Raw genomic sequence first — 19,841 nt, forward strand, 5'->3', positions numbered from 1 at the left:
AATACGAAGCCGACCTGACCAAGGCCCACATGAACACCCCGCACGCGACCGTCCTCCCGCGCGTCCTGAAACTCCACGTCCACATCTGACAGACGCCCCCCGGCCGGGACGTCACGGCCCTTACCAGCACGAGTCCGACACCGCGGACCCGCACCGGCCCCGCCACCTACGGGGCAGCGGCAACGGTGCAGCGACTCGACCCACTGAATACACCGCCCAGGCTGCCCGACATTCCCGAGCCACACCCCGACGACCTGAAGCCCTTCCTCGGGCGCTGGAGCCCCTACGGCCCCACCTATGACGCAGTCGATATCGCTGTGCGCGGCGAGGCGATCGTCCAGTACCGTCCGGTCCATCACGGTGACCTTCACGTCCCGGCCTTCGGTCAGGCCCATGACGAACGCCCGCCCGCCCGGGGTAAGTGTGCAAGGGACGACGAGGACCCACTCATAAGGGTCGTGCTCCATAGCACGCTTGAACGACTTCTTGATACTCGGCCTGCGCCCACGCCCCTGCAGCCCGTCGGGGAAAGCCGGTGGGCCAACGCCTCAACGACTCGGGCAAAATGCGGCTGGCCGATCCGATCCCACTCGAACGCCATGGCGCCCCTACTTCCCAACGGACCCTCCCCTACGGCATGGCAGGTGCCACTGACAGCTGCGCAGAACGATCCTGCGGTAGGGGAAGGTGGTGGGCCGCTGCCCTTTTCCTTCTGTGGGCCGGCACAACGTCGTGCCGGCCGTGCGGAGGTTCGGCGGCCCCGCGTCAGGCGTTGAGCGCAGGGATGATCTCGGAGCCGTACGCGTCGATGGTGCCCTCCCGGTTGTCGTGCATGTCGTACACGGCGAACTGGTCCACGCCGAGGTCCTTGAGGTGGTGGAGCTTCCCGATGTGGGTCTCGGCGGCGCCGAGGAGGCAGAAACGGTCGACGATCTCGTCCGGGACGAACGCCGTGTCGGGGTTCCCGGCGCGGCCGTGGTGGCTGTAGTCGTAGCCGTGCCGGTCCTTGATGTACGCGGTGAGCTCCTCGGGGACCATCGACGAGTGCTCGCCGTAGCGGGCGACCAGGTCGGCGACGTGGTTGCCGACCATGCCGCCGAACCAGCGGCACTGGTCCCGGGCGTGGGCCATGGCCTCGGGCGAGTCGTCGGCGGTCACGTACGCCGGGGCCGCGACGCAGATGGTGAGGGCGTCGGGGTCGCGGCCGGCGTCCCGCGCGGCCTCCCGGACCGCCTTGACCATCCACTCCGTGAGGAACGGATCGGCGAGCTGGAGGATGAAGCCGTCCGCCTTCTGCCCGGCCAGGGCCAGGGCCTTCGGCCCGTAGGCCGCCATCCAGACCGGCAGCTTCCCGTTCCTGATCCACGGGATGCGGACCGGGTTGCCGTCCACGCTCGCCTCGCGGCCCTCCGCCAGGTCGCGGATCACCTCGATGGCCTCGCCGAGGCGGGCCAGGGTGTTCGGCTTGCGGCCTGCGACGCGCATCGCGGAGTCGCCGCGGCCGATGCCGCAGACGGTGCGGTTGCCGTACATGTCGTTGAGGGTGGCGAAGGTGGAGGCGGTCACCTCCCAGGTGCGGGTGCCCGGGTTGGTGACCATCGGGCCGACGTGCAGCTTCTGCGTGTTGGCCAGGATCTGGCTGTAGATGACGAACGGTTCCTGCCACAGCACCGCGGAGTCGAAGGTCCAGCCGTAGCGGAAGCCGTTGCGTTCGGCCCGCTTCATGAGGCTGACGACCTGGGAGGCCGGCGGGTCGGTCTGCAGGACGAGGCCGAAGTCCATGCGGGGGATCTCCTTACAGGTACTGGCAGGTGGAGCGGTGGATGAACGCCCCGTGGCCGGCCCGGCCGGCGTACTGGCGGCGGTCGATGACGAGTTCGCCGCGGGAGAGGACGGTCTCGACGCGCCCGGTGACCCGCTTGCCCTCGTACGCCGAGTAGTCCACGTTCATGTGGTGGGTCTCGGCGGAGATGACCTGCTCGGCGTGCGGGTCGTACAGGACGATGTCGGCGTCCGAGCCGGGGGCGATGGTGCCCTTCTGCGGGTACAGGCCGAACATGCGGGCCGGGGTCGCGCACGCGATCTCGATCCAGCGGCGGCGTGAGATGTGCCCGTCGACGACCGCCTGGTGGAGGAGGTCCATGCGGTTCTCCACCCCCGGCAGGCCGTTCGGGATCTTCGAGAAGTCGCCGCGGCCCAGCTCCTTCTGGCCGCGGAAGCAGAACGGGCAGTGGTCGGTGGAGACGACCTGGAGGTCGTTCGTGCGCAGGCCCCGCCACAGCGCCGCCTGGTGCTCGCGCGGCCGCAGCGGCGTGGAGCAGACGTACTTGGCGCCCTGGAAGTCCGGCTCGGCGAGGTTGTCGGTGGACAGGAACAGGTACTGCGGGCAGGTCTCCCCGAACACCGGCAGCCCCTTGTCGCGGGCCGCGGCCAGTTCCGCGACGGCCTCCTCCGCCGAGACGTGGACCACGTACAGCGGGGAGCCGGCCACCCGGGCGAGCTGGATCGCCCGGTGCGTGGCCTCGGCCTCCAGCAGCACCTTGCGGACCTCGCCGTGGTGGCGGGGGTCGGTCTCGCCCCGGGCCAGGGCCTGTTCGACGAGGACGTCGATCGCGATGCCGTTCTCGGCGTGCATCATGATCAGTCCGCCGTTGCCGGAGGCCCGCTGCATGGCGCGCAGGATCTGCCCGTCGTCGCTGTAGAACACGCCCGGGTAGGCCATGAACAGCTTGAAGGAGGTGATGCCCTCGCCGACGAGGAGGTCCATCTCCTTCAGGGTGGCCTCGTTGACGTCGGAGAGGATCATGTGGAAGGCGTAGTCGACGGCGCAGTTGCCGTCCGCCTTCGCGTACCAGGCGTCGAGGCCTTCGCGCAGGCCGCGGCCCACGCTCTGGACGGCGAAGTCGACGATGGTGGTGGTGCCGCCCCAGGCGGCGGCCCGGGTGCCCGTCTCGAAGGTGTCGGAGGCGGACGTCCCGCCGAACGGCAGCTCCATGTGGGTGTGCGCGTCGACGCCGCCCGGGATGACGTACTTCCCGGTCGCGTCGAGGACGCGGTCGGCCGTCCAGCTCTCGGCGGCCGCCGAGCCGTGGGCGGCGAGGGCGGCGACCTTGCCGTCCTCGACCAGGACGTCGGCGTGGAGTTCGTCGGCGGCCGTCACGACCAGGCCGCCGCGGATCAGGGTGCGGTGGGACATGCGGCGCCTCCCGGCTACACGATGCTGCGCAGGGCCTCTTCGATGATGTCGGCGCCCTCTTCCGCCTCGGCGACGGTGAGGGACAGCGGGGGTGCGATGCGCAGCACGCTGGTGTTGTGCCCGCCTCCCTTGCCGAGGAGCAGGCCGCCGCGGCGGGCGGCTTCCAGCACGGCCGACGCGGCGTCCGGGTCGGCCTCGTCGGTGCCGGGGCGGGTCAGCTCCACGGCGGCCATCAGGCCGCGTCCGCGGACCTCGCGGACGGCGGGCACGGACGCCGCGGCGGCGCGGAGCCGCTCGAGGAGCAGGCCGCCGACGCGGCGGGCGTTGCCCTGGAGGTCGTGCTCCAGCAGGTAGCCGAGGTTGGCGAGGCCGGCGGCCATGGTGACCGGAGAGCCGCCGAAGGTGGAGATGGAGTTGGTGTCGAGGCAGTTCATCACCTCGGCGCGGGCGACGACGCCGCCGATGGACATGCCGTTGCCGATGCCCTTGGCGAAGGTCAGCATGTCGGGCGGGCCGCCCCGCTCGTGGGCCTGCCAGCCCCAGAAGTGGTCGCCGGTGCGGCCCCAGCCGGTCTGCACCTCGTCGCTGATCCACAGGATGCCGTGGCGGTCGAGGACCTCCCGGAAGGCCGCGTACAGGCCGTCGGGCGGGGAGGTGAACCCGCCGACGCCCTGGATCGGCTCGGCGATCAGCGCGGCGACGGAGCCGCGGGCCTGGCCGAGGACGTCCTCGAGGTCGGCGACGGCGGCCGCGGTGAACTCCGCGTCCGAGAGCGCGGCGAAGGGGCCTCGGGTGCGGACCGCGCCGTGGACGTAGTACGTCTGCAGCGGCGACAGGCTCGTCGGGGACCAGCCGCGGTTGCCGGTCACGGAGACGGTGGTGAAGGACCGGCCGTGGTAGCTGTTGCGCATCGCCAGGATCTGGTTGGAGCGGCGGTACGCGGTCGCGAGCAGCAGGGCGGCGTCGTTGGCCTCGGTGCCGGAGGTGGTGAAGAAGACCCGGGCGTCGGGGATGCCGGACAGTGCGGCGATCCGCTCGGCCAGCTCCACCATCGGGCGGTTGAGGTACAGGGTGGAGGAGTGGATGAGCCGCCCGGCCTGCTCGGAGACGGCCTTGGTGACCTCGGGCAGGGCGTGGGCGGTCATCGTGGTGAGGATGCCGCCGAAGAAGTCGAGGTAGCGGTTGCCGTCCGCGTCCCAGACGTGGCGGCCCTCGCCGTGCGTGAGCTCCAGGGGGCTCTCGTAGTACAGCGCGAGCCAGTCGGGCATGACGGAGCGGTGGCGGCTGAGCAGGGGGGTCGGGTCGGTCACGGCTTGACGAGTCCTTCGTAGGCGTCGGGGCGGCGGTCGCGGTAGAAGGCCCACTGCGTGCGGACCTCCCGAATGAGGTCGAAGTCGAGGTCGCGGACGAGGAGTTCCTCCTCCTTGTCGCTGGCGACGTCACCGACGAACTGCCCGCGGGGGTCGACGAAGTAGCTCGTGCCGTAGAAGTCGTTGTCGCCGTACTCCTCGCGGCCGACGCGGTTGATCGCGGCGATGAAGTACTCGTTCGCGACGGCGGAGGCGGGCTGCTCCAGCTGCCACAGGTGCGCGGACAGGCCGCGGTGGGTGGCGGAGGGGTTGTAGACGAGCTGGGCGCCGGCGAGGCCGAGGGCGCGCCAGCCCTCGGGGAAGTGGCGGTCGTAGCAGATGTAGACGCCGACCTTGCCGACGGCGGTGTCGAAGACCGGCCAGCCGAGGTTGCCGGGGCGGAAGTAGTACTTCTCCCAGAAGCCCTTGACCTGCGGGATGTGGTGCTTGCGGTACTTGCCGAGGTAGCTGCCGTCGGCGTCGATGACGGCGGCGGTGTTGTAGTAGAAGCCGGAGTCCTCGACCTCGAAGACGGGGACGACGACGACCATGCCGGTCTCGCGGGCGAGGTCCTGCATGCGGCGGACGGTGGGGCCGTCGGGGACGGGCTCGGCCCAGCGGTAGTGCTCGGGCTCCTGCACCTGGCAGAAGTACGGGGCGTTGAAGACCTCCTGGAACCCGATGATCCGAGCGCCCTGGGCTGCGGCCGCGCGGGCGTGCGCCTCGTGTTTGGCGATCATCGACTCGGTGTCTCCGGTCCAGGTGGCCTGGACGAGTGCGGCGCGGACGACTTGGGCCATGAGCTGCTCCTCGCGACGGGAACGCCGACTTCTACGCACGTAGACGGTGTGCGTAGGGAGTAGAACGTAGGCCCCGCCACACGGTGGGGCAAGACCGCCTTGCACGGTTGGAGCAGTCGGTCGAAATCGCACGTGAACCGATCAAAATCGTTCAGGGGGCGGTCGGTTCAGAAGTCGGGGAGTTTCGCGACGCGCAAGGCGTGGACCAGGTCGCGGCGCTGTCCTGCGGAGACGGCCGCGGCGGCACGCAGCAGGCGGGGGACGAGCCGGTCGGGGTCGCGGCGGGCGAGGCGGGCGGCGTCCTCCGCGGTCCGGGCCCGTACGAACGCCTCCAGGACGGCGTCGGCCTCGCGGTCCCGGCCGGCTTCGAGGAGTGCGAGGGCCGCCTCGGCGAGTTCGGCGGCGGGGCGGGCCACGCCCTGGCGCAGCAGCGCCTCGCAGTCGGCGTGCCGGCCGGCCGCGCCGAGCGCGGCCGCGGCCGCCGCGAGCCGGTCGGGCGGGAGCGAGGCCGCCTCCCACAGCAGGGTGGCCCAGTCGGCGCCCAGCCCGGCGCGGACCAGGCCGGCGGCGAGCGCGGGCAGCCGGTCGGGGGGCCAGGCGGCGCACTCGCACAGCAGCGCATGGGCCTCACCCCCGCGCCCGGCCCCCCGCAGCGCCGCAAGCTCCCGGACGACCCGCAACACGCCTGCGGCGCCGACGTCCGGGGCCCCGCCGCCCGCGGCACCGCTCCGGCCCTCCCCCGCGTCCGCGGACCCGCCCGCGGCGGCGGCTTCCACCGCACCCGCGAACCGCGCGCCGCGCGGGGCTGGGGGCGGGGCTGGGTCGGCACCGGGCTCGCCCGCTGCGGCGGCCGCTTCCCTCGCACCCTCGAACGGTGCACCCCCTGCGGCCGGGTCGGCGCCCGGCGCGTCCGCGGCCGCCGCCGCTTCCACCGCACCCGCCAACCAGGCGCCCCGCGGGGCCGGGTCAACGCCAGACCCGCCCGCGGCGGCCGCCGCTTCCACCGCACCCGCGAACCGTGCGCCGCGCGGGGCCGGGTCGGGGCCAGGGCCGTCCGCGGCCGCCGCCGCTTCCCTCGCACCCTCGAACCGTGCACCCCCGGGTGCCGGGCCGGCGCCCGGCGCGTCCGCGGCCGCCGCCGCTTCCACCGCACCCGCGAACCGTGCGCCGCGCGGGGCCGGGGCGACGCCAGACCCGCCCGCTTCCACCGCGCCCGCGGACCGTGCGCCGCGCGGGGCCGGGGCGACGCCGGAGCCGCCCGCGGTGGCGCCTGCTTCCACCGCGCCCGCGAACCGCGCGCCGCGCGGGGCCGGGGGCGGGGCCGGGTCGTACGGGGCTCCCGGCGGCGGTGCGGACGCCGCCGCCACGCCCGCGTACCGCGCCCCGCCCGCCTTCCGCAGCTTCCGGCGCGGCAGCCGCCTCTGGGGCGCGTCGGCGGGCCCGGCGCCGGCCTTCGCCTCCGTGGTGCCGCCCGCGGCGGGGGCCGCGTCGCCCGCCGTCCCCTGGGCCCGGTGCAGCACCTCCGGCTCCGCGGTGTCGGCCGGCGGTGCGTCGCCGCCGAAGCCCCCGCCCGCGAGCGGCGGTCCCGCGTACCGTGCGCCGCCCGCCCTGTGCGGGCCCCGGTGCGGCGGTGCCGCGGACCCGGGGTGGTCGCCCCGCCCCTCGGCCGCGCCGCTCGCAGGCCCGGGCGTCGGCTGCGTTTCGGCCGGAGGCGGGGTCTGCTGTGCCGCCGCCGGGGCCGCGGCCGGCCGGAGAAGGTGCGGGGCGGGGGCGGCGGGCCCGTCGGGTTCGGCTGCCGGTTCGCCCGCCGGCGGGGTCGGGGTGCGGGGCTGGGCGGGGACGGCGGGGAGGGGGTCGGCGGACGGTGCGGCGTTCGCCGGGGCCGCGAGGGCCGCGAGGCGGGTGGTGAGGTCGGCATGGCGGGAGGCGGCGCGTGCGGCGTCGTCGCGCACCCAGGCGCGTTCGGCGGCCAGGGCGTCCGCCTCGGCCCGGTCGGCGGCGGCCGCGAGCCGGGCCGTCAGGTGGTGCAGGGCCGCCTCGGAGGCGGTGCGCTGGGCGGCGACGGCCGCGAGGTGGGCGCGCAGCTCCTCCGCGCCGCCCGGCAGCCGGTCCCATTCCGCGGCCGCCTCGGCGCGCAGCCGGGCCGCGTGCCGGACCTCGCGGGCCGCGCTCTCGGCGCCGCGGGCCGCCTCCAGGTCGGCGAGGAGCGACTCCACCACGTCCCAGGGCGGCATCGCCGCGCCCTCCAGGCAGGCCCGCAGCCCTTCGGGGTCCCGGCGCAGGAACTCCCCGTACCAGCCCGCCCCCGGATCGAGCCGCTGCACCAGTCCCCGTAAGCAGCCGGAGAGTCGTGCGATCGCCGGCGAAGTCGCGGTCTCCATGCCCGCATTGGATACCACGGGTGTTACGGGCGGGCTACGGGCGCCTCACGCGCGGATGGCGATCGCCACGTGCGGGCGCTTGCCGAGTCGGGCGGCCGCGGCGGGCAGGTCCACCGCCCAGAACTGCCAGGTGTACTTGCGCGACATCAGGCGCCGCACCCGCTTCAGCCCGTCCGCGTCGAGGATCCTCGCCGTTCCCTCCAGGACGCCGGCGCCCGGCTCGACACGCCCCCGGACATCGCACGGTGCGAGCGAGACCCGGCCGTTGTTCCGGATCCGCCTGACCTTCCAGGAGTCGCTGCGCGTCCAGACGAACAGCTCGCCGCCGTCCGCGACCGCCCACACGGGCGTGGCGACGGCCGTGCCGTCCTTCCGGTACGTGGTGAGGCTGACGTACTTGCCGCGTCCGAGCTCTTCGAGGGTCATCCCGCGAGGCTACGGCACGCCGGCCGGCCCGGGGCCGTCCGGTGGGGCGGGTGCGGGGCCGCGGGGCGCGGTGCCGCCCGGGGTGCCCGTGCGGTGCGGGGCCTCTTCGGGGGCCGCGCAGGCGGCGACGAGCAGGCCTGCGGCGAGGACCGCGCCGAGGAGTCCGATTCCGAGGCGCTGGGGCGCGTTGCTCTCTGACACGCCCTCACGCTTGCCCCGCGGCCCGCCGCTCCCATCCCGGATTGGTCCGTTCGGCCCGCCCGGGGCACCCCGGCCTCCGGCCGGTCAGGCCGGGACGAGGGCGCAGCGGCGGACGACGTCGTCCAGGGACAGGCCGAGCGCCTGCGCCAGCGCGGCGACGGTGAAGAAGGCCGGGGTGGGCGCCCGCCCGGTCTCGATCTTGCGGAGGGTCTCGGCGGACAGCCCGGCCGCCGCCGCGACCTCGACCATGCTGCGCCCGCCGCGGGCCTCGCGGAGGAGGCCGCCGAGGCGTTCGCCGCGCTCGCGCTCTTCGGGAGTGAGGGGGGTACGGACCATGGCCCCATCGTACCGCCGGCCCCCAACAACAATCCCGGTAAAGTTATACCGGTATAGTTATTGGCATGGTGCAGTTGAAGACGGACAAGCAGATCGACGAGATGCGCGCCGCGGGCCGCATCGTGGGCCGCGCCCTCGCCGCGGTGCGCGCGGCCGCGCGCGTCGGGGTGACGCCCCGGGCCCTGGACCGGGTGGCGCGCGGGGTGCTCTCGGAGGCGGGGGCGTCCTCGCCGTTCCTCGGCTACCGGCCGCGGTTCGCCCCGGTGCCCTTCCCCGCGACGGCGTGCATCTCGGTCAACGACACGATCGTGCACGGCATCCCGGACGACCGCCCCCTCGCCGACGGCGACCTGGTCAGCGTCGACTTCGGCGCACGCCTGCGCGGATGGGTCGGGGACGCCGCCGTCAGCTTCACGGTCGGCCGCCCCCGCCCCGCCGACCTGCGGCTCGTCGAGACGGCGGAGGCCGCCCTCGCCGCCGGCATCGCCGCCGCCGTCCCCGGCAACCGGATCGGGGACATCGCCCACGCGGTCGGGACGGTCTGCCGCTCGGCCGGATACGGCATCCCCGACGGGTTCGGCGGGCACGGCGTGGGCCGCGGGATGCACGAGGACCCGGGCGTTCCCAACGAGGGCCGGCCGGGGCGCGGCATGCCGCTGCGCCCCGGCATGGTCCTGGCGATCGAGCCGATGCTGATCGCGGGCGGGACGGACGACTACACCTGCGACGGGGACGGCTGGACCCTGCGCACCGCCGACGGCAGCCGCGCCGCCCACGCGGAGCACACGGTCGCCGTCACCGCCGACGGCCCCAGGATCCTCACCGCACCGTGACCGCCGGCCCGCGCGGAGCCCGGCCCCGGCTCACGCCCGGCCGGCGTCACGGCCTGCCCGGCGTCACGGCCTGCCGTGCGGGTGGACCGCCATCGCGGAGCCCCCGCCGCGCCGGGTGCGCTCCGCGGCTGCCAGCCAGCGCCCGTCCGGGAGCCGCTGCACCCCGGTCGCGGCGCCGATCTCCGGGTTCGGGCGGAAGGCGTGGCCCAGCGCCTCCAGTTCGGCGCGCAGCGGGCTGTCCCACAGGCCCGGCTCCAGCTCGGTGGTGGCCTGGTTGCGCTGGCTGGCGCGCGGCGCGGCGATCGCGTCGACGAGCGGCAGCCCGCGGTCCAGGTGCCCGGTCAGGGTCTGCAGCACGGTGGTGATGATGGTGGCCCCGCCCGGGGAGCCCACCGCAAGGACCGGCCGTCCGTGCTCCAGCACGATGGTCGGCGACATCGACGAGCGCGGCCGCTTGCCGGGGCCCGGCAGGTTCGGGTCCGGCACGCCGGGGACGGCCGGGGCGAAGGAGAAGTCGGTCAGCTCGTTGTTGAGCAGGAAGCCGCGCCCGGGGACGGTGATCCCGCTGCCGCCGGTGGATTCGATGGTCAGCGTGTACGAGACGACGTTGCCCCAGCGGTCGGCGACCGTCAGGTGCGTGGTGTTCTCCCCCTCGTACGTGGTCGGTGCGGCCTGCCCGGTCGCGGCGCACGGCTGCGGGTCGCGCGGGTCACCCGGCGCGAGCGGGCTGGTCAGCGCCCGGTCGGGCCGGATCAGGCAGCCCCGCGCGTCCGCGAACCGCTGCGAGAGCAGCTCCCGCGTCGGGACCTGCTCGAAGGCCGGGTCGCCGACCCAGCGGCCCCGGTCGGCGAAGGAGACCCGGGAGGCCTCGATGAAGCGGTGCAGGTACTGCGCCTGCGACAGCCGGCCCAGGTCGGTGCGCTCCAGCATGTTCAGCGCCTCGCCGACGGTGGTGCCGCCGGAGGACGAGGGGGCCATGCTGTACACGTCGAGGCCGCGGTAGGAGATGCGTGTCGGCTCCTGCCGCTTGGTGGCGTACGCGCGCAGGTCCGCGGCGGTCAGGTCGCCGGGGCGGACGGTGCGGGTGGCGGCCGGGTCGACGGGGGGCCGGCGGACGGTGTCGACGATGTCGTCGGCGATCGGCCCCCGGTACATGGCCCCCGTGCCCTTGCGGGCGATCTCGGCGTACGTGTCCGCGAGGTCGGGGTTCTTGAAGGTGGAGCCGACGGCGGGGAGGGCGCCGCCGGGCAGGAACAGCTTCCTGGTGTCGGGGAAGTCCCTGAAGCGGGCCTCGTTGGCCTCGGTCTGGGCGCGGAAGGTCGCGTCCACGGTGAAGCCGTTCCGTGCGAGTCTCTCCGCCGGCTTCAGCAGCTGCTTCAGCGGGCGGGTGCCCCAGGCGTCGAGGGCGCTCTTCCAGGTGGCGGGGGTGCCGGGGACGCCGACGCCGAGGCCGCTGGTCTGGCCCTCGGCGAACGGGATGGGGGCGCCGTTCTCCTGGAAGAGTCCGGCGGTCGCCGAGGCCGGCGCGGTCTCCCGGCCGTCGATGGTCTGCACGCGGCGGGTGCGGGCGTCGTAGTGGACGAAGTAGCCGCCGCCGCCGATGCCGGCGGAGTACGGCTCGGTGACGCCGAGCGCGGCCGCGGTCGCGACGGCCGCGTCGACGGCGTTGCCGCCGGAGCGGAGCACGCCGATGCCGGCGGCGGAGGCGTCGGGGTCGACGCTGGCGACGACGCCGCCCCAGCCGACCGCCACCGGCGTCTTGGCGGGGGTGCCCTCCCCGGCCGGGGAGGGCGGGGCCGCGGCGCCGGTGGACACCAGGGCCCCGGCGAGGGCGGCTGCGAGCGCTAACAGACGTGGGGCGGGGCGGCGCATGGCGTACCTCCGGTCGACGACGGCCTGTCGGACCCCCTGGGACAGGGCTGCGGTCGGCACTGTAACTTCACGGCCGCCCCCGCGTCAGGAAGGCCGGGCGGGGGCGGGCACTTCGGCGGCCGCGACCCGGTGATTCTCCGCGGCTGCGGCACTAGCATCCGGCGCATGGACGAAGACCTGCGCAACATCGTGCTCGGGCTGGCGGCGACCGCGATCAGCGGCGGCTTCGGCTGGGTGACCCGTACGTACGTGTGGCGGCGGGCGCTGCGCCGCAAGCAGGCGTTCTTCGGGCTGCCGGCCGGCTCGGACTGCCTGTTCGTGGTGAACCGGCAGATGGGCGGCACGGAGGGTTCGGTGCACCGCAACGACGCGTTCGCGCTGCTGGAGATATCCGCGCTGATCAAGGACTGCGGGGCGAGCGTCCAGATCGTCGCGCACGACACGGTCCGCCAGGGGTTCGGCGAGCGGGCCGAGTTCTGTGTCGGCGGGCCCGTCTCGAACGCCCGGACCGCCGCCCACCTGGAGTCGATGCTGCCGGGGCTCTCCGTCGACGTGTCGACGGAGCCGGGTCCGGACCGGGGGGCGATCCGGGTGGGCGGGCAGACCTACCGGTGGTCCAAGGGCCGGGCCGAGCACGTCGTCCTGGCCCGGCTGACGAGCGGTCCGGGCACCCGGCCGGTGTTCCTGATATCCGGTCAGACGGCGATCAGCAACCAGGCCGGCGCCCGCTACCTCGCCCGCCACCACCGGGAGCTGGCCCGCCGGTACCGCGGCAACCCGTTCTGCCTGGTGCTGAAGGTGGTGAACTCGGGCGCCTACGGGCCCGACGTGGTCGAGCTGCTGGAGGACGTCACGGCTGCGGCCCGGACACCCGCAGCGGCAGCCGCGTCATCCCGTTGATGAAGTTCGACACCAGGCGGCGGGGCGGGCCGGCGAGTTCGGGCGCCGGCATGGCGGCCCGCCACTCCTCCAGCAGCACCCGCAGCTGGAGCCGGGCGAAGTGGGCGCCCAGGCAGACGTGCGGGCCGTCGCCGAAGGAGACGTGCGGGTTGGGGGCCCGGTCCAGGCGCACGCGCCCGGGGTCGGCGAAGACCCGCTCGTCGTGGTTGGCGGAGGCGTGGAAGACGACGACCTTGTCGCCCGCGCGGATCGTCCGGCCGGCCAGCTCGGTGTCGGCCGCGGCGGTACGGCGGAAGCTGAGCACCGGCGGGTGCACGCGCAGCAGCTCCTCGACGGCGCGGTCCGCGGGCACCGCCCCCGGAGGCCAGCCGCCGGTAGGCGTCCGGGGCGCCGGCGAGTGCGAGCAGCGCGCCGGGGGCGGCCGAGCGCACGGTGTCGTTGCCGGCGACGGTCAGCAGGAAGAAGAACATCTCCAGCTCGGCCGGTTCCAGCCCGGCCTCGGCGAGGCAGGTCATGACGTCGTCGCCGGGCCGGCGCCGCTTGTGCTCGGCGAGTTCGCGGGCGTATGCGAACATCTCGCCGAGCAGGGCCGGGGAGCGCGGGTTGAGCGGGGTGCCGTCGGGGCCGCGCAGCGGCTCGGGCGCGTCGTCGGGGTCCTGGTAGCCGATGACGCGCACGGTCCAGTCGAGGAGCAGGCCGCGGTCGGCGGCCGGGATGCCCAGCAGGTCGGTCAGGTTGAGGAGCGCGTACTCGTCGGTGACGGCGGGGACCACGTCGCAGGCGCCGTCCTCGGCCTTGGCGCGCGCGTCGGCGAGGAGCGTACGGGCGCGGGCGCGGACCCGGTCCGCGAAGGCGTCGACCCGGGCGGGCGTGAAGGCGCGGGAGACGGTGCGGCGCAGCCGGCCGTGGGCGGGCGGGTCCTGGTTGAGCATGGTGCTGCGCAGGAAGGGCAGGTCGGCGGGGTCGGGGTCGCGGATCTGGGTGGCGCCGGCCCAGGAGGAGTACGCGGAGTGGTCGCGCAGGACGCGGACGACGTCGGCGTGCCGGGTGACCGCCCAGAAGCCGGGGCCGGCCGGCCAGCCCATCACCTCGGGCTCGTCCTGCCAGGCGACGGGGTGGTGGTCGCGCAGCAGCCGGTAGCGCTTGTGCGGGATGCCCTCGGCGTACAGGCGCGGGTCGAACACGCCGGGGACGGCGCCCTCTGCGGGGGCGGGGCCTGCGGTGCGGTCCGGGGATGCGGTCGGCATGCGCCCACGGTGGCGGGGCGGCTCCGGCACCGCAAGAGGGCGACCCGGCCTGCCCGCTCCCCCGCGGTCCCGCCCCTCCCGCGCGGCACCGCCCGCCGTCAGAGGGGCCCGGCGCGGCAGGGTTCGGGTGCGAGCGCGGTGTCGAGGCCGCGCAGCCGGGCCTCGACGTGCGAGGCGGCGCCGGCGACCGCGGTGCACACGATCTGGCGGCGGGCGAGGTCCGGCAGCCCGGCCACGTCGATCGGCAGGTCGACCTCCACGACATCGCCGACGGGGCCGGTCGCGATGGTCGTGGCGGCGAGTCCGGGGTCGACGGCGGGCAGTGCGGTTCCCAGTCCGGAGGCCCGCTCGCGCTCGCTCGGCCCGGCCAGCAGCCGGAACAGGGCGCCCTGGGCCCCCGGTGCGGCGTACCCGGACGGCATGGCGATCAGCCGCTTGTCGGGGGTCAGGAAGTACACCAGCGAGTCCGCGGTGCCGCCGGGTGCAATCACGGCGATCTCGGCGGGGGCCCCGCTCTCCACGACGCCCGTCGTCTTGATGCCGCAGCCGGCGAGCAGCAGCCCGCCCGCAGCCGCGGCCGCGGCGCGGGCGGCGTCCCGGATCCTGCTCATGCGTCGGCCTCCAGGGGCATGTCGAGGGTGAACACGGCGCCGCCCTCTGGGCCGTTGCGGGCCTGCAGGGTCCCGCCGTGCAGCCGTGCGTTCTCCAGGGTGATGGCCAGGCCGAGGCCGCTGCCGGCGGAGCGGGTGCGGGCGGCGTCGGCCTTGAAGAAGCGGTCGAAGATGTGCGGCAGCACCTCGGGCGCGATGCCGGGCCCGCTGTCGGCGACCTCGACGACCAGCCGGGGCCCGCCGGGCTGCGGGCGGGTCCGCACCGTGACGCGGACGGGTGCGCCGCCGTGCCGCAGGGCGTTGCCGACGAGGTTGGCGAGGACGACGTCGAAGCGGCGCGGGTCGAGGCGGGCCCGGGCGCCCCGCGGCAGGTCGGTGACGACCCGGTCGTCGTCCCAGTGGCGGCGCTCCAGGGTCTTGCGGACGGTCTCGGCGACGTCGACCTCGTCCAGGTTGAGCTCGGCGGCGCGCGCGTCGAAGCGGGAGATCTCCATCAGGTCCTCGACGAGGACGGCGAGCTTGCCGGTCTCGGCGCTGATCAGCCGCAGGGCCGCGGCCGTGTCGGCGTCGAGGCCAGCGGCCTCCTCGTCGAGGACCTCGGTGACGGCGAGCATCCCGGCGAGCGGGGTGCGCAGCTCGTGGGAGACGTCGGAGGCGAAGCGGCGGGCCCGGGTCTCGGCGTCCCGCAGTTCGGCCACCGACGCCTCCAGGGCGCGGGCGGTGTCGTTGAAGGTGCGCGCCAGTCCGGCGAGTTCGTCGGCGCCGCGGACCTCGATCCGGGTGTCGAGGCGGCCCCGGCCCATCTTCTGGGCGGCGCGCCGCATGTCCCGTACGGGGCGCAGCACGCTGCGCGCGGCGAGGAGGGCGGGGACCACGGCCACGGCGAGGCCGGGCACGGCGCCGCGCTGGGCGGCCTCGACCATGGCCTGCACGGTGGTCCGCTCGCCGGTGAGCGGCATGGTGGCGAAGACGACGAGGCCGGCGGGGCGGCGGGCGTCGTTCGAGCGGAACACGGCGGGCATCCCGACGGCGAGGTAGGGGTCGCCGTCGGCGTCGGTGACGCGCTGGAAGGCGCCGTGCGGGTGGGCGGTGACCTGCTTGCGGAGCCGGTCGGTGACGACGGTGGAGGTCGGGGAGCCGTTGCCGGAGGCGCGCAGCCGCCCGTATTCGGCGAAGACGTTCCAGGGGTGCGGTTTGCCGCGCTTGGCGAGGTCGGCGACGAGGCGGTCGAGCTGCGCCTGGTCCATGGGGAGGCTGACGGACTGCGCTTCCACCAGGTCGCGCAGGGTGCTGACGGCCGTGTCCTGGGTCTGTTTGAGGACGGCGTTGCGGGCCTGCTGGTAGGTCAGGGCGGCCGTGGAGACCGCGCTGACCGCGGCGACCAGCAGGAACGCCGCGATCAGGCGGGTGCGCAGGCCGAGCGGGGCGATGCGCCGGTCGCGGGCGGTGCCGCGGCGGCGCCGGGCGGGCCACCCGGGGCGCCCGCGGTGTGCGGTGCTTTCCACCGGCCCGCCTACAGGGGGCCGAAGCGGTAGCCGAAGCCCCGCACGGTCTGGATGTAGCGGGGGGCGCCGTCCGGGTCCTCGATCTTGTGGCGCAGGCGGCGCACGCAGGCGTCGACGAGCCGGGCGTCGGCGTGGTAGCTGTGCTCCCACACGTACTCCAGGAGCTGCTGGCGGGAGAAGACCTGCTCGGGCGAGGCGGACAGGTGGAGGAGCAGCTTGAGTTCGCTGGGGGCGAGGGCGATGCGCTCGCCGTTCCGGGCGACGGTCAGTCCGGCCCGGTCGACGGCGAGGTCACCGTGGGACTCCACCTGGGGCCGGCCGCCGGCGGGGGCGCCGAGGCGGCGCAGTACGGCCTTGATGCGGGCTTCGATGACCTCGGTGCGGGCGGGTTTGACGATGTAGTCGTCGGCGCCGGCCTCCAGGCCGACGACGATGTCGAAGTCGTCGCCGCGCGCGGTGAGCATGATGATCGGGACCTGGCTGGTCTCGCGGATGCGGCGGCAGACCTGTACGCCGTTGATCCCGGGCAGCATCAGGTCGAGCAGGACGAGTTCCGGGCGGAAGCCGCCCATCAGGGCGAGGCCGGCCTCGCCGGTGTCGGCGGCGGCCACCTCGTGGCCGCGGCGGCGCAGGCCGAGGCCTACTCCGGCCCGGACGGAGGGGTCGTCCTCGATCAGCAGTACGCGGGGCATCGGGCGGTGTCCAAGCGGTCGGGCTGCTCCCGGGTCAGCGGCGCTTGCGCCGCAGGGAGGCCAGCAGGTCGGTGAGGGCGGTCAGGCGCAGCGGCCGGGCGAGCAGGACGACGACGAGTGCGATCACGGCGGTTCCCGCGGCTGCGGCCGCGATGTCCCCGGCGGGGGCGGCGGCGCGGGCGGCGGCGTGGCCGGCGGCGGCCGCGGGCAGGGACGCGGCGAGGAGCCGCAGGTGGGCGTGCAGGGCGGTTTCGGTGTGCCCGCTGGGCGGGCCGGGGCGCGGGCCGAGCCGCCGGGAGAGGGTCCAGGCGGTCGCGGCGAGGCCGGCGCAGAGGGCGAGGGAGTAGGCGGCGGCCATGCCGGTGACGGCCCAGCGCGGGGGCAGCAGCAGGAAGGCGGCGGCGGACAGGCCGGCGTTGAGGCCGGCGATGACCAGGTTCAGCAGGAAGGGGGTGCGGGTGTCGGAGAGGGCGTAGAAGCCGCGGGTGAGGACGTACTGGCCGGAGAGGGCGATGAGGCCGGGGGCGAAGGCGGCGAGCATGCCGGCCATGACCGCGACGTCGGCGGGTCCGGTGCGGCCGTAGCCGAAGACGCTGCCGATGACCCAGGGTGCGAGCGCGGCCAGCAGGGCGGCGGCCGGGACGATGAGGGCGGCGCTGGAGCGCAGCGCGGAGGAGACGTCCCGGCGGACGGAGGCGAGGTCGCCGTCGGCGGCGGAGGCGCTCATACGGGGCATCAGGGCGGTGACGAGGGAGACGGTGATGATGCCCTGGGGGACGATCCACAGCTGGTGGGCGTTGCTGTAGGCGGTGTAGCCGGCGCCACCGGCGAGGCCCGCGTCGACGGCCTGGCCGCCGGCGGTGGTGGACAGCCGGGTGACGACCCAGTAGCCGACCTGGTTGGTGAGGACGAGCAGGACCGTCCATCCGGCGTTGCGCAGCGGCCGGGCGAGGCCCTTGCCGCGCCAGTCGAAGCGGGGGCGCCAGCGGAAGCCGGCGGCACGCAGCGAGGGGGCGAGCGCGGCGGCCTGGACGAGGATGCCGGCGGTGGTGCCGACGCCGAGGAGGCGGGTCTCGGCGGCGGTGAGGCCGTCGCCGCCGCCGTGGGCGGTGTACAGGAAGAGGCCGAAGACGGCGGTGACGACGAGGTTGTTGAGGACGGGCGTCCACATCATGGCGCCGAACCGGCCGCGGGCGTTCAGGACCTGCCCGAGCAGGGTGAAGAGGCCGTAGAAGAGGATCTGCGGCAGGCAGTAGCGGGCGAGCGCGGTGGTGGTGTCGGCCTGGGCGCCCGTGTAGGGGGTGTACGCGGCCACGATCGCGGGGGCGGCGAGCACGGCGGCGGCGGTCAGGAGCAGGAGGGCCGCCGTGCAGGCGGTCAGCAGCCGGTCGGTGTAGGCGGCTCCGCCGTCGGGGTGCTGCCGGGCCGCCCGGACCAGCTCGGGGACGAAGACGGCGTTCAGGGCGCCGCCTATGAGCAGCATGTAGAGGATGTTCGGGACGGTGTTGGCGACGGTGTACGCATCCCCGAGCAGCCCGGTGCCGAGGGCGGCGACGACGACCGCGGAGCGGACGAAGCCGGTGGCGCGGGAGACGACGGAGCCGGCGGCCATGAGGGCGCCGCTGCGCAGCACGGAGCCGCGGGGCGGGTCGGCGGCGGGTGCAGGTGCGGATGCGGGTTCCGGTGTGCCCTCCGGTGCGGGGGCTGCTGCGGCGGCGGTGCCCGGTGCGGGTGCGGCGGCGGTCACCGGCGGGCCAGGTAGGCCTGGAAGGCCTTGTGCAGGGCCGCGTTGGCGTACCCGTCCATCGCTGTCTCCCACTCTCCGAGCGTTTCGACGACCTGTCCGCCGGTTCCGAGCTTCCAGCGCAGCAGTCCGAAAGAACGTTCGTCGGGGTCGAGTGTGGAGGGTACCCCGCGCATGTCGTACTCGTCCGCCCCGAGGGCGACAGGACGCTCACAGGCGTCCGTGACCGCGCTGCGCAACGAATGTGACCGTTCCATGACCGTTCTGCTGCGGTCCGCGTCACAAGCGGTTGTCGGATCTTTTCCGATGATTGCGCAACCTAGAGTCGCCCTGTCCGCATCTCCCTTTGCGGGACGATTTCCGACGCCGCTACCCGAGAGGGCCTTCCGTTGAGCCGCACACGCCGCCTCGCCCGACGCCGCCACGCCGTTCTGGCGGGCACCGCCGCACTCATGGCCGCCGCTCTGACCGCATGCGGCGGCGGGGACGCGAAGGACGGCGGTGACGCGAAGGGTGATCAGAAGAAGAAGTCGGAGATGGCCATCTCCGTGAACCTGACGGGCGACCAGGCCAAGCCCGGGGAGCCGGTGACGGTCACGCTCACCGAGGGCAAGCTGTCCCTGGTGAAGGTGTCCGACGGCAAGGGCGGCGAGCTGCCGGGGAAGATAGCCGACGACGGCAGGACGTGGACCTCGGAGCGGAATGCCGCGCCGGGCACGGAGTACAAGGTCGACGCGCAGAACACCGACAGCCAGACCGCGACGGCGCAGTTCAGGACGGCGGCCGCGGACAAGGTGAACAAGGTCACGATCGTGCCGGGCAAGGGCTCCACGATGGGCGTGGGCCAGCCGGTGTCGCTGGTGTTCGACAACCCGGTGAAGAACAAGGCCGAGGTGGAGAAGCGCCTGAAGGTGACCACCTCGAACAACACCGAGGGCTCCTGGGGCTGGTTCAAGGACTACACCGGCAACGACCGCGTGGACTGGCGGCCGAAGGACTACTGGAAGTCCGGGACCGAGGTCAAGGTCGAGATGAGCCTGAACGGCGTGGACTCCGGTCCGGGCGGCGGCTACTTCGTCCGCGACTACGACACGAACTTCACGATCGGCAAGGACCGCCGGCTCCAGGTCGACCTGGACGCCAAGAAGATGAACGTGGTCGAGGACGGCCAGACCGTGAAGTCGATCCCGGTCTCGGCGGGCACGCCCGGCGGCAAGAAGGCCTCATGGTCCGGGAAGATGGTGCTGATGAGCAAGGAGGGCACCATCCGGATGGACTCCCAGACGGTGGGCCTGGGCGACTCGTACGACAAGATGGTCGACTACTCGATGCGCGTGACCTGGTCCGGCATGTACATCCACGCCGCGCCGTGGAACGCCGCCAAGTTCGGTCGTGAGAACGCCAGTTCCGGCTGCGTCGGCATGAGCGACTCCGACGCGAAGTGGCTGTTCGGCACGGCCCAGGTCGGCGACCCGGTCGAGGTCGCGGGCAGCGGCTCCAAGGGCAGGGCCGACATCGGCAACGGCTACGGCCAGTGGAACCTCTCCTGGGACGAGTGGAAGGCCAAGAGCGCCCTCTCCGGTGCTGCGCAGAACGGCTGAGACGGCATCGGGCCGCCCATAAGCGTGCATCGCCCAACAATCGTTACCAGTGCGTAACTTACTGGTGGGTTACCTCCGGTAAGCGGCTCCGGTTACCGTTCGGTCACTCCGACACCGGCGCACGCGAGGAGCCCCCTGTGGTCCGCA

At 74.5% G+C, this 19,841-nt stretch carries 16 protein-coding genes and 2 pseudogenes; 3 read left to right on the forward strand and 15 right to left on the reverse strand.

What is annotated here, in order from left to right; translation table 11 throughout:
• Positions 1-765: 765 nt before the first annotated feature.
• The 8 genes from ACZ462_RS23595 to ACZ462_RS23630 all read right to left on the reverse strand — a co-directional run bounded on the left by ACZ462_RS23595 (position 766) and on the right by ACZ462_RS23630 (position 8,689).
• Positions 766-1,782, reverse strand: a complete 1,017-nt coding sequence (locus tag ACZ462_RS23595) for a TIGR03842 family LLM class F420-dependent oxidoreductase (protein ID WP_467808321.1) — start codon at positions 1,780-1,782, stop codon at positions 766-768.
• 13 nt (positions 1,783-1,795) lie between these two features.
• A complete protein-coding gene (gene hydA / locus ACZ462_RS23600) occupies positions 1,796-3,196 on the reverse strand; it encodes a dihydropyrimidinase (protein WP_467808320.1) in 1,401 nt (466 codons plus the stop codon).
• Positions 3,197-3,210: 14 nt separating this feature from the next.
• A complete protein-coding gene (locus ACZ462_RS23605) occupies positions 3,211-4,464 on the reverse strand; it encodes an aspartate aminotransferase family protein (RefSeq protein WP_467808335.1) in 1,254 nt (417 codons plus the stop codon).
• A 38-nt stretch (positions 4,465-4,502) separates the two neighbouring features.
• Positions 4,503-5,345, reverse strand: coding sequence for a nitrilase-related carbon-nitrogen hydrolase (locus tag ACZ462_RS23610; RefSeq protein WP_467808318.1), 843 nt, complete (start codon positions 5,343-5,345; stop codon positions 4,503-4,505).
• A gap of 167 nt (positions 5,346-5,512) precedes the next feature.
• Positions 5,513-7,726 carry a hypothetical protein gene (locus ACZ462_RS23615; protein WP_467808317.1) on the reverse strand — a complete coding sequence of 738 codons (2,214 nt, stop codon included), beginning with the start codon at positions 7,724-7,726 and terminating at the stop codon, positions 5,513-5,515.
• A gap of 45 nt (positions 7,727-7,771) precedes the next feature.
• The gene (locus ACZ462_RS23620) at positions 7,772-8,152 is read right to left on the reverse strand and encodes a PPOX class F420-dependent oxidoreductase (RefSeq protein WP_467808316.1); all 381 of its coding nucleotides are present in this window, start codon (positions 8,150-8,152) and stop codon (positions 7,772-7,774) included.
• 9 nt (positions 8,153-8,161) lie between these two features.
• Positions 8,162-8,353 (reverse strand): hypothetical protein, encoded by a 192-nt coding sequence (locus ACZ462_RS23625; protein ID WP_467808314.1) that lies wholly within the window; start codon positions 8,351-8,353, stop codon positions 8,162-8,164.
• Between the two features lie 84 nt (positions 8,354-8,437).
• Positions 8,438-8,689 (reverse strand): helix-turn-helix domain-containing protein, encoded by a 252-nt coding sequence (locus ACZ462_RS23630; protein WP_114054902.1) that lies wholly within the window; start codon positions 8,687-8,689, stop codon positions 8,438-8,440.
• A gap of 65 nt (positions 8,690-8,754) precedes the next feature.
• Here ACZ462_RS23630 and map point away from each other — a divergent pair, with 65 nt between their 5' ends.
• Positions 8,755-9,522, forward strand: a complete 768-nt coding sequence (map, locus tag ACZ462_RS23635) for a type I methionyl aminopeptidase (RefSeq protein WP_467808313.1) — start codon at positions 8,755-8,757, stop codon at positions 9,520-9,522.
• A gap of 63 nt (positions 9,523-9,585) precedes the next feature.
• Here map and ggt read toward each other — a convergent pair whose 3' ends face one another.
• Positions 9,586-11,394, reverse strand: coding sequence for a gamma-glutamyltransferase (gene ggt / locus ACZ462_RS23640; RefSeq protein WP_467808334.1), 1,809 nt, complete (start codon positions 11,392-11,394; stop codon positions 9,586-9,588).
• Positions 11,395-11,559: 165 nt separating this feature from the next.
• On the opposite strand from ggt, the gene ACZ462_RS23645 reads away from it, so the two are divergent.
• Positions 11,560-12,294, forward strand: a complete 735-nt coding sequence (locus ACZ462_RS23645; protein ID WP_468139634.1) for a hypothetical protein — start codon at positions 11,560-11,562, stop codon at positions 12,292-12,294.
• Here ACZ462_RS23645 and ACZ462_RS23650 read toward each other — a convergent pair.
• The 6 genes and pseudogenes from ACZ462_RS23650 to ACZ462_RS23675 all read right to left on the reverse strand — a co-directional run.
• A pseudogene (locus ACZ462_RS23650) lies at positions 12,245-13,541 on the reverse strand (cytochrome P450). The gene ACZ462_RS23645 and the pseudogene ACZ462_RS23650 sit on opposite strands and share 50 nt — an antisense overlap.
• A 98-nt stretch (positions 13,542-13,639) precedes the next feature.
• Positions 13,640-14,152 (reverse strand): hypothetical protein, encoded by a 513-nt coding sequence (locus ACZ462_RS23655; protein WP_467808312.1) that lies wholly within the window; start codon positions 14,150-14,152, stop codon positions 13,640-13,642.
• Positions 14,149-15,657 carry an ATP-binding protein gene (locus ACZ462_RS23660; RefSeq protein WP_467808311.1) on the reverse strand — a complete coding sequence of 503 codons (1,509 nt, stop codon included), beginning with the start codon at positions 15,655-15,657 and terminating at the stop codon, positions 14,149-14,151. Before ACZ462_RS23660 ends, ACZ462_RS23655 begins: the two co-directional genes overlap by 4 nt.
• 8 nt (positions 15,658-15,665) lie before the next feature.
• Positions 15,666-16,349 carry a response regulator gene (locus tag ACZ462_RS23665; RefSeq protein WP_467808310.1) on the reverse strand — a complete coding sequence of 228 codons (684 nt, stop codon included), beginning with the start codon at positions 16,347-16,349 and terminating at the stop codon, positions 15,666-15,668.
• Between the two features lie 34 nt (positions 16,350-16,383).
• The gene (gene murJ, locus ACZ462_RS23670; protein WP_467808308.1) at positions 16,384-18,096 is read right to left on the reverse strand and encodes a murein biosynthesis integral membrane protein MurJ; all 1,713 of its coding nucleotides are present in this window, start codon (positions 18,094-18,096) and stop codon (positions 16,384-16,386) included.
• Positions 18,093-18,293: pseudogene (locus ACZ462_RS23675) on the reverse strand (peptidoglycan bridge formation protein FemAB); the annotation flags it as partial. The gene murJ and the pseudogene ACZ462_RS23675, both read right to left, overlap by 4 nt.
• Positions 18,294-18,482: 189 nt before the next feature.
• Between ACZ462_RS23675 and ACZ462_RS23680 the strand changes: the two are divergent.
• Positions 18,483-19,694 (forward strand): L,D-transpeptidase, encoded by a 1,212-nt coding sequence (locus ACZ462_RS23680; protein ID WP_467808307.1) that lies wholly within the window; start codon positions 18,483-18,485, stop codon positions 19,692-19,694.
• Positions 19,695-19,841 lie beyond the last annotated feature (147 nt).

The sequence above is a fragment of the Streptomyces sp. NPDC031121 genome (assembly GCF_055570615.1).

Bases quoted from the DNA above. Each gene is read 5' to 3' on its own strand.
- ACZ462_RS23595 (WP_467808321.1), bottom strand. From the start codon at position 1,782: ATGGACTTCGGCCTCGTCCTGCAGACCGACCCGCCGGCCTCCCAGGTC.
- hydA (WP_467808320.1), bottom strand. From the start codon at position 3,196: ATGTCCCACCGCACCCTGATCCGCGGCGGCCTGGTCGTGACGGCCGCC.
- ACZ462_RS23605 (WP_467808335.1), bottom strand. From the start codon at position 4,464: ATGCCCGACTGGCTCGCGCTGTACTACGAGAGCCCCCTGGAGCTCACG.
- ACZ462_RS23610 (WP_467808318.1), bottom strand. From the start codon at position 5,345: ATGGCCCAAGTCGTCCGCGCCGCACTCGTCCAGGCCACCTGGACCGGA.
- ACZ462_RS23615 (WP_467808317.1), bottom strand. From the start codon at position 7,726: ATGGAGACCGCGACTTCGCCGGCGATCGCACGACTCTCCGGCTGCTTA.
- ACZ462_RS23620 (WP_467808316.1), bottom strand. From the start codon at position 8,152: ATGACCCTCGAAGAGCTCGGACGCGGCAAGTACGTCAGCCTCACCACG.
- ACZ462_RS23630 (WP_114054902.1), bottom strand. From the start codon at position 8,689: ATGGTCCGTACCCCCCTCACTCCCGAAGAGCGCGAGCGCGGCGAACGC.
- map (WP_467808313.1), top strand. From the start codon at position 8,755: ATGGTGCAGTTGAAGACGGACAAGCAGATCGACGAGATGCGCGCCGCG.
- ggt (WP_467808334.1), bottom strand. From the start codon at position 11,394: ATGCGCCGCCCCGCCCCACGTCTGTTAGCGCTCGCAGCCGCCCTCGCC.
- ACZ462_RS23645 (WP_468139634.1), top strand. From the start codon at position 11,560: ATGGACGAAGACCTGCGCAACATCGTGCTCGGGCTGGCGGCGACCGCG.
- ACZ462_RS23655 (WP_467808312.1), bottom strand. From the start codon at position 14,152: ATGAGCAGGATCCGGGACGCCGCCCGCGCCGCGGCCGCGGCTGCGGGC.
- ACZ462_RS23665 (WP_467808310.1), bottom strand. From the start codon at position 16,349: ATGCCCCGCGTACTGCTGATCGAGGACGACCCCTCCGTCCGGGCCGGA.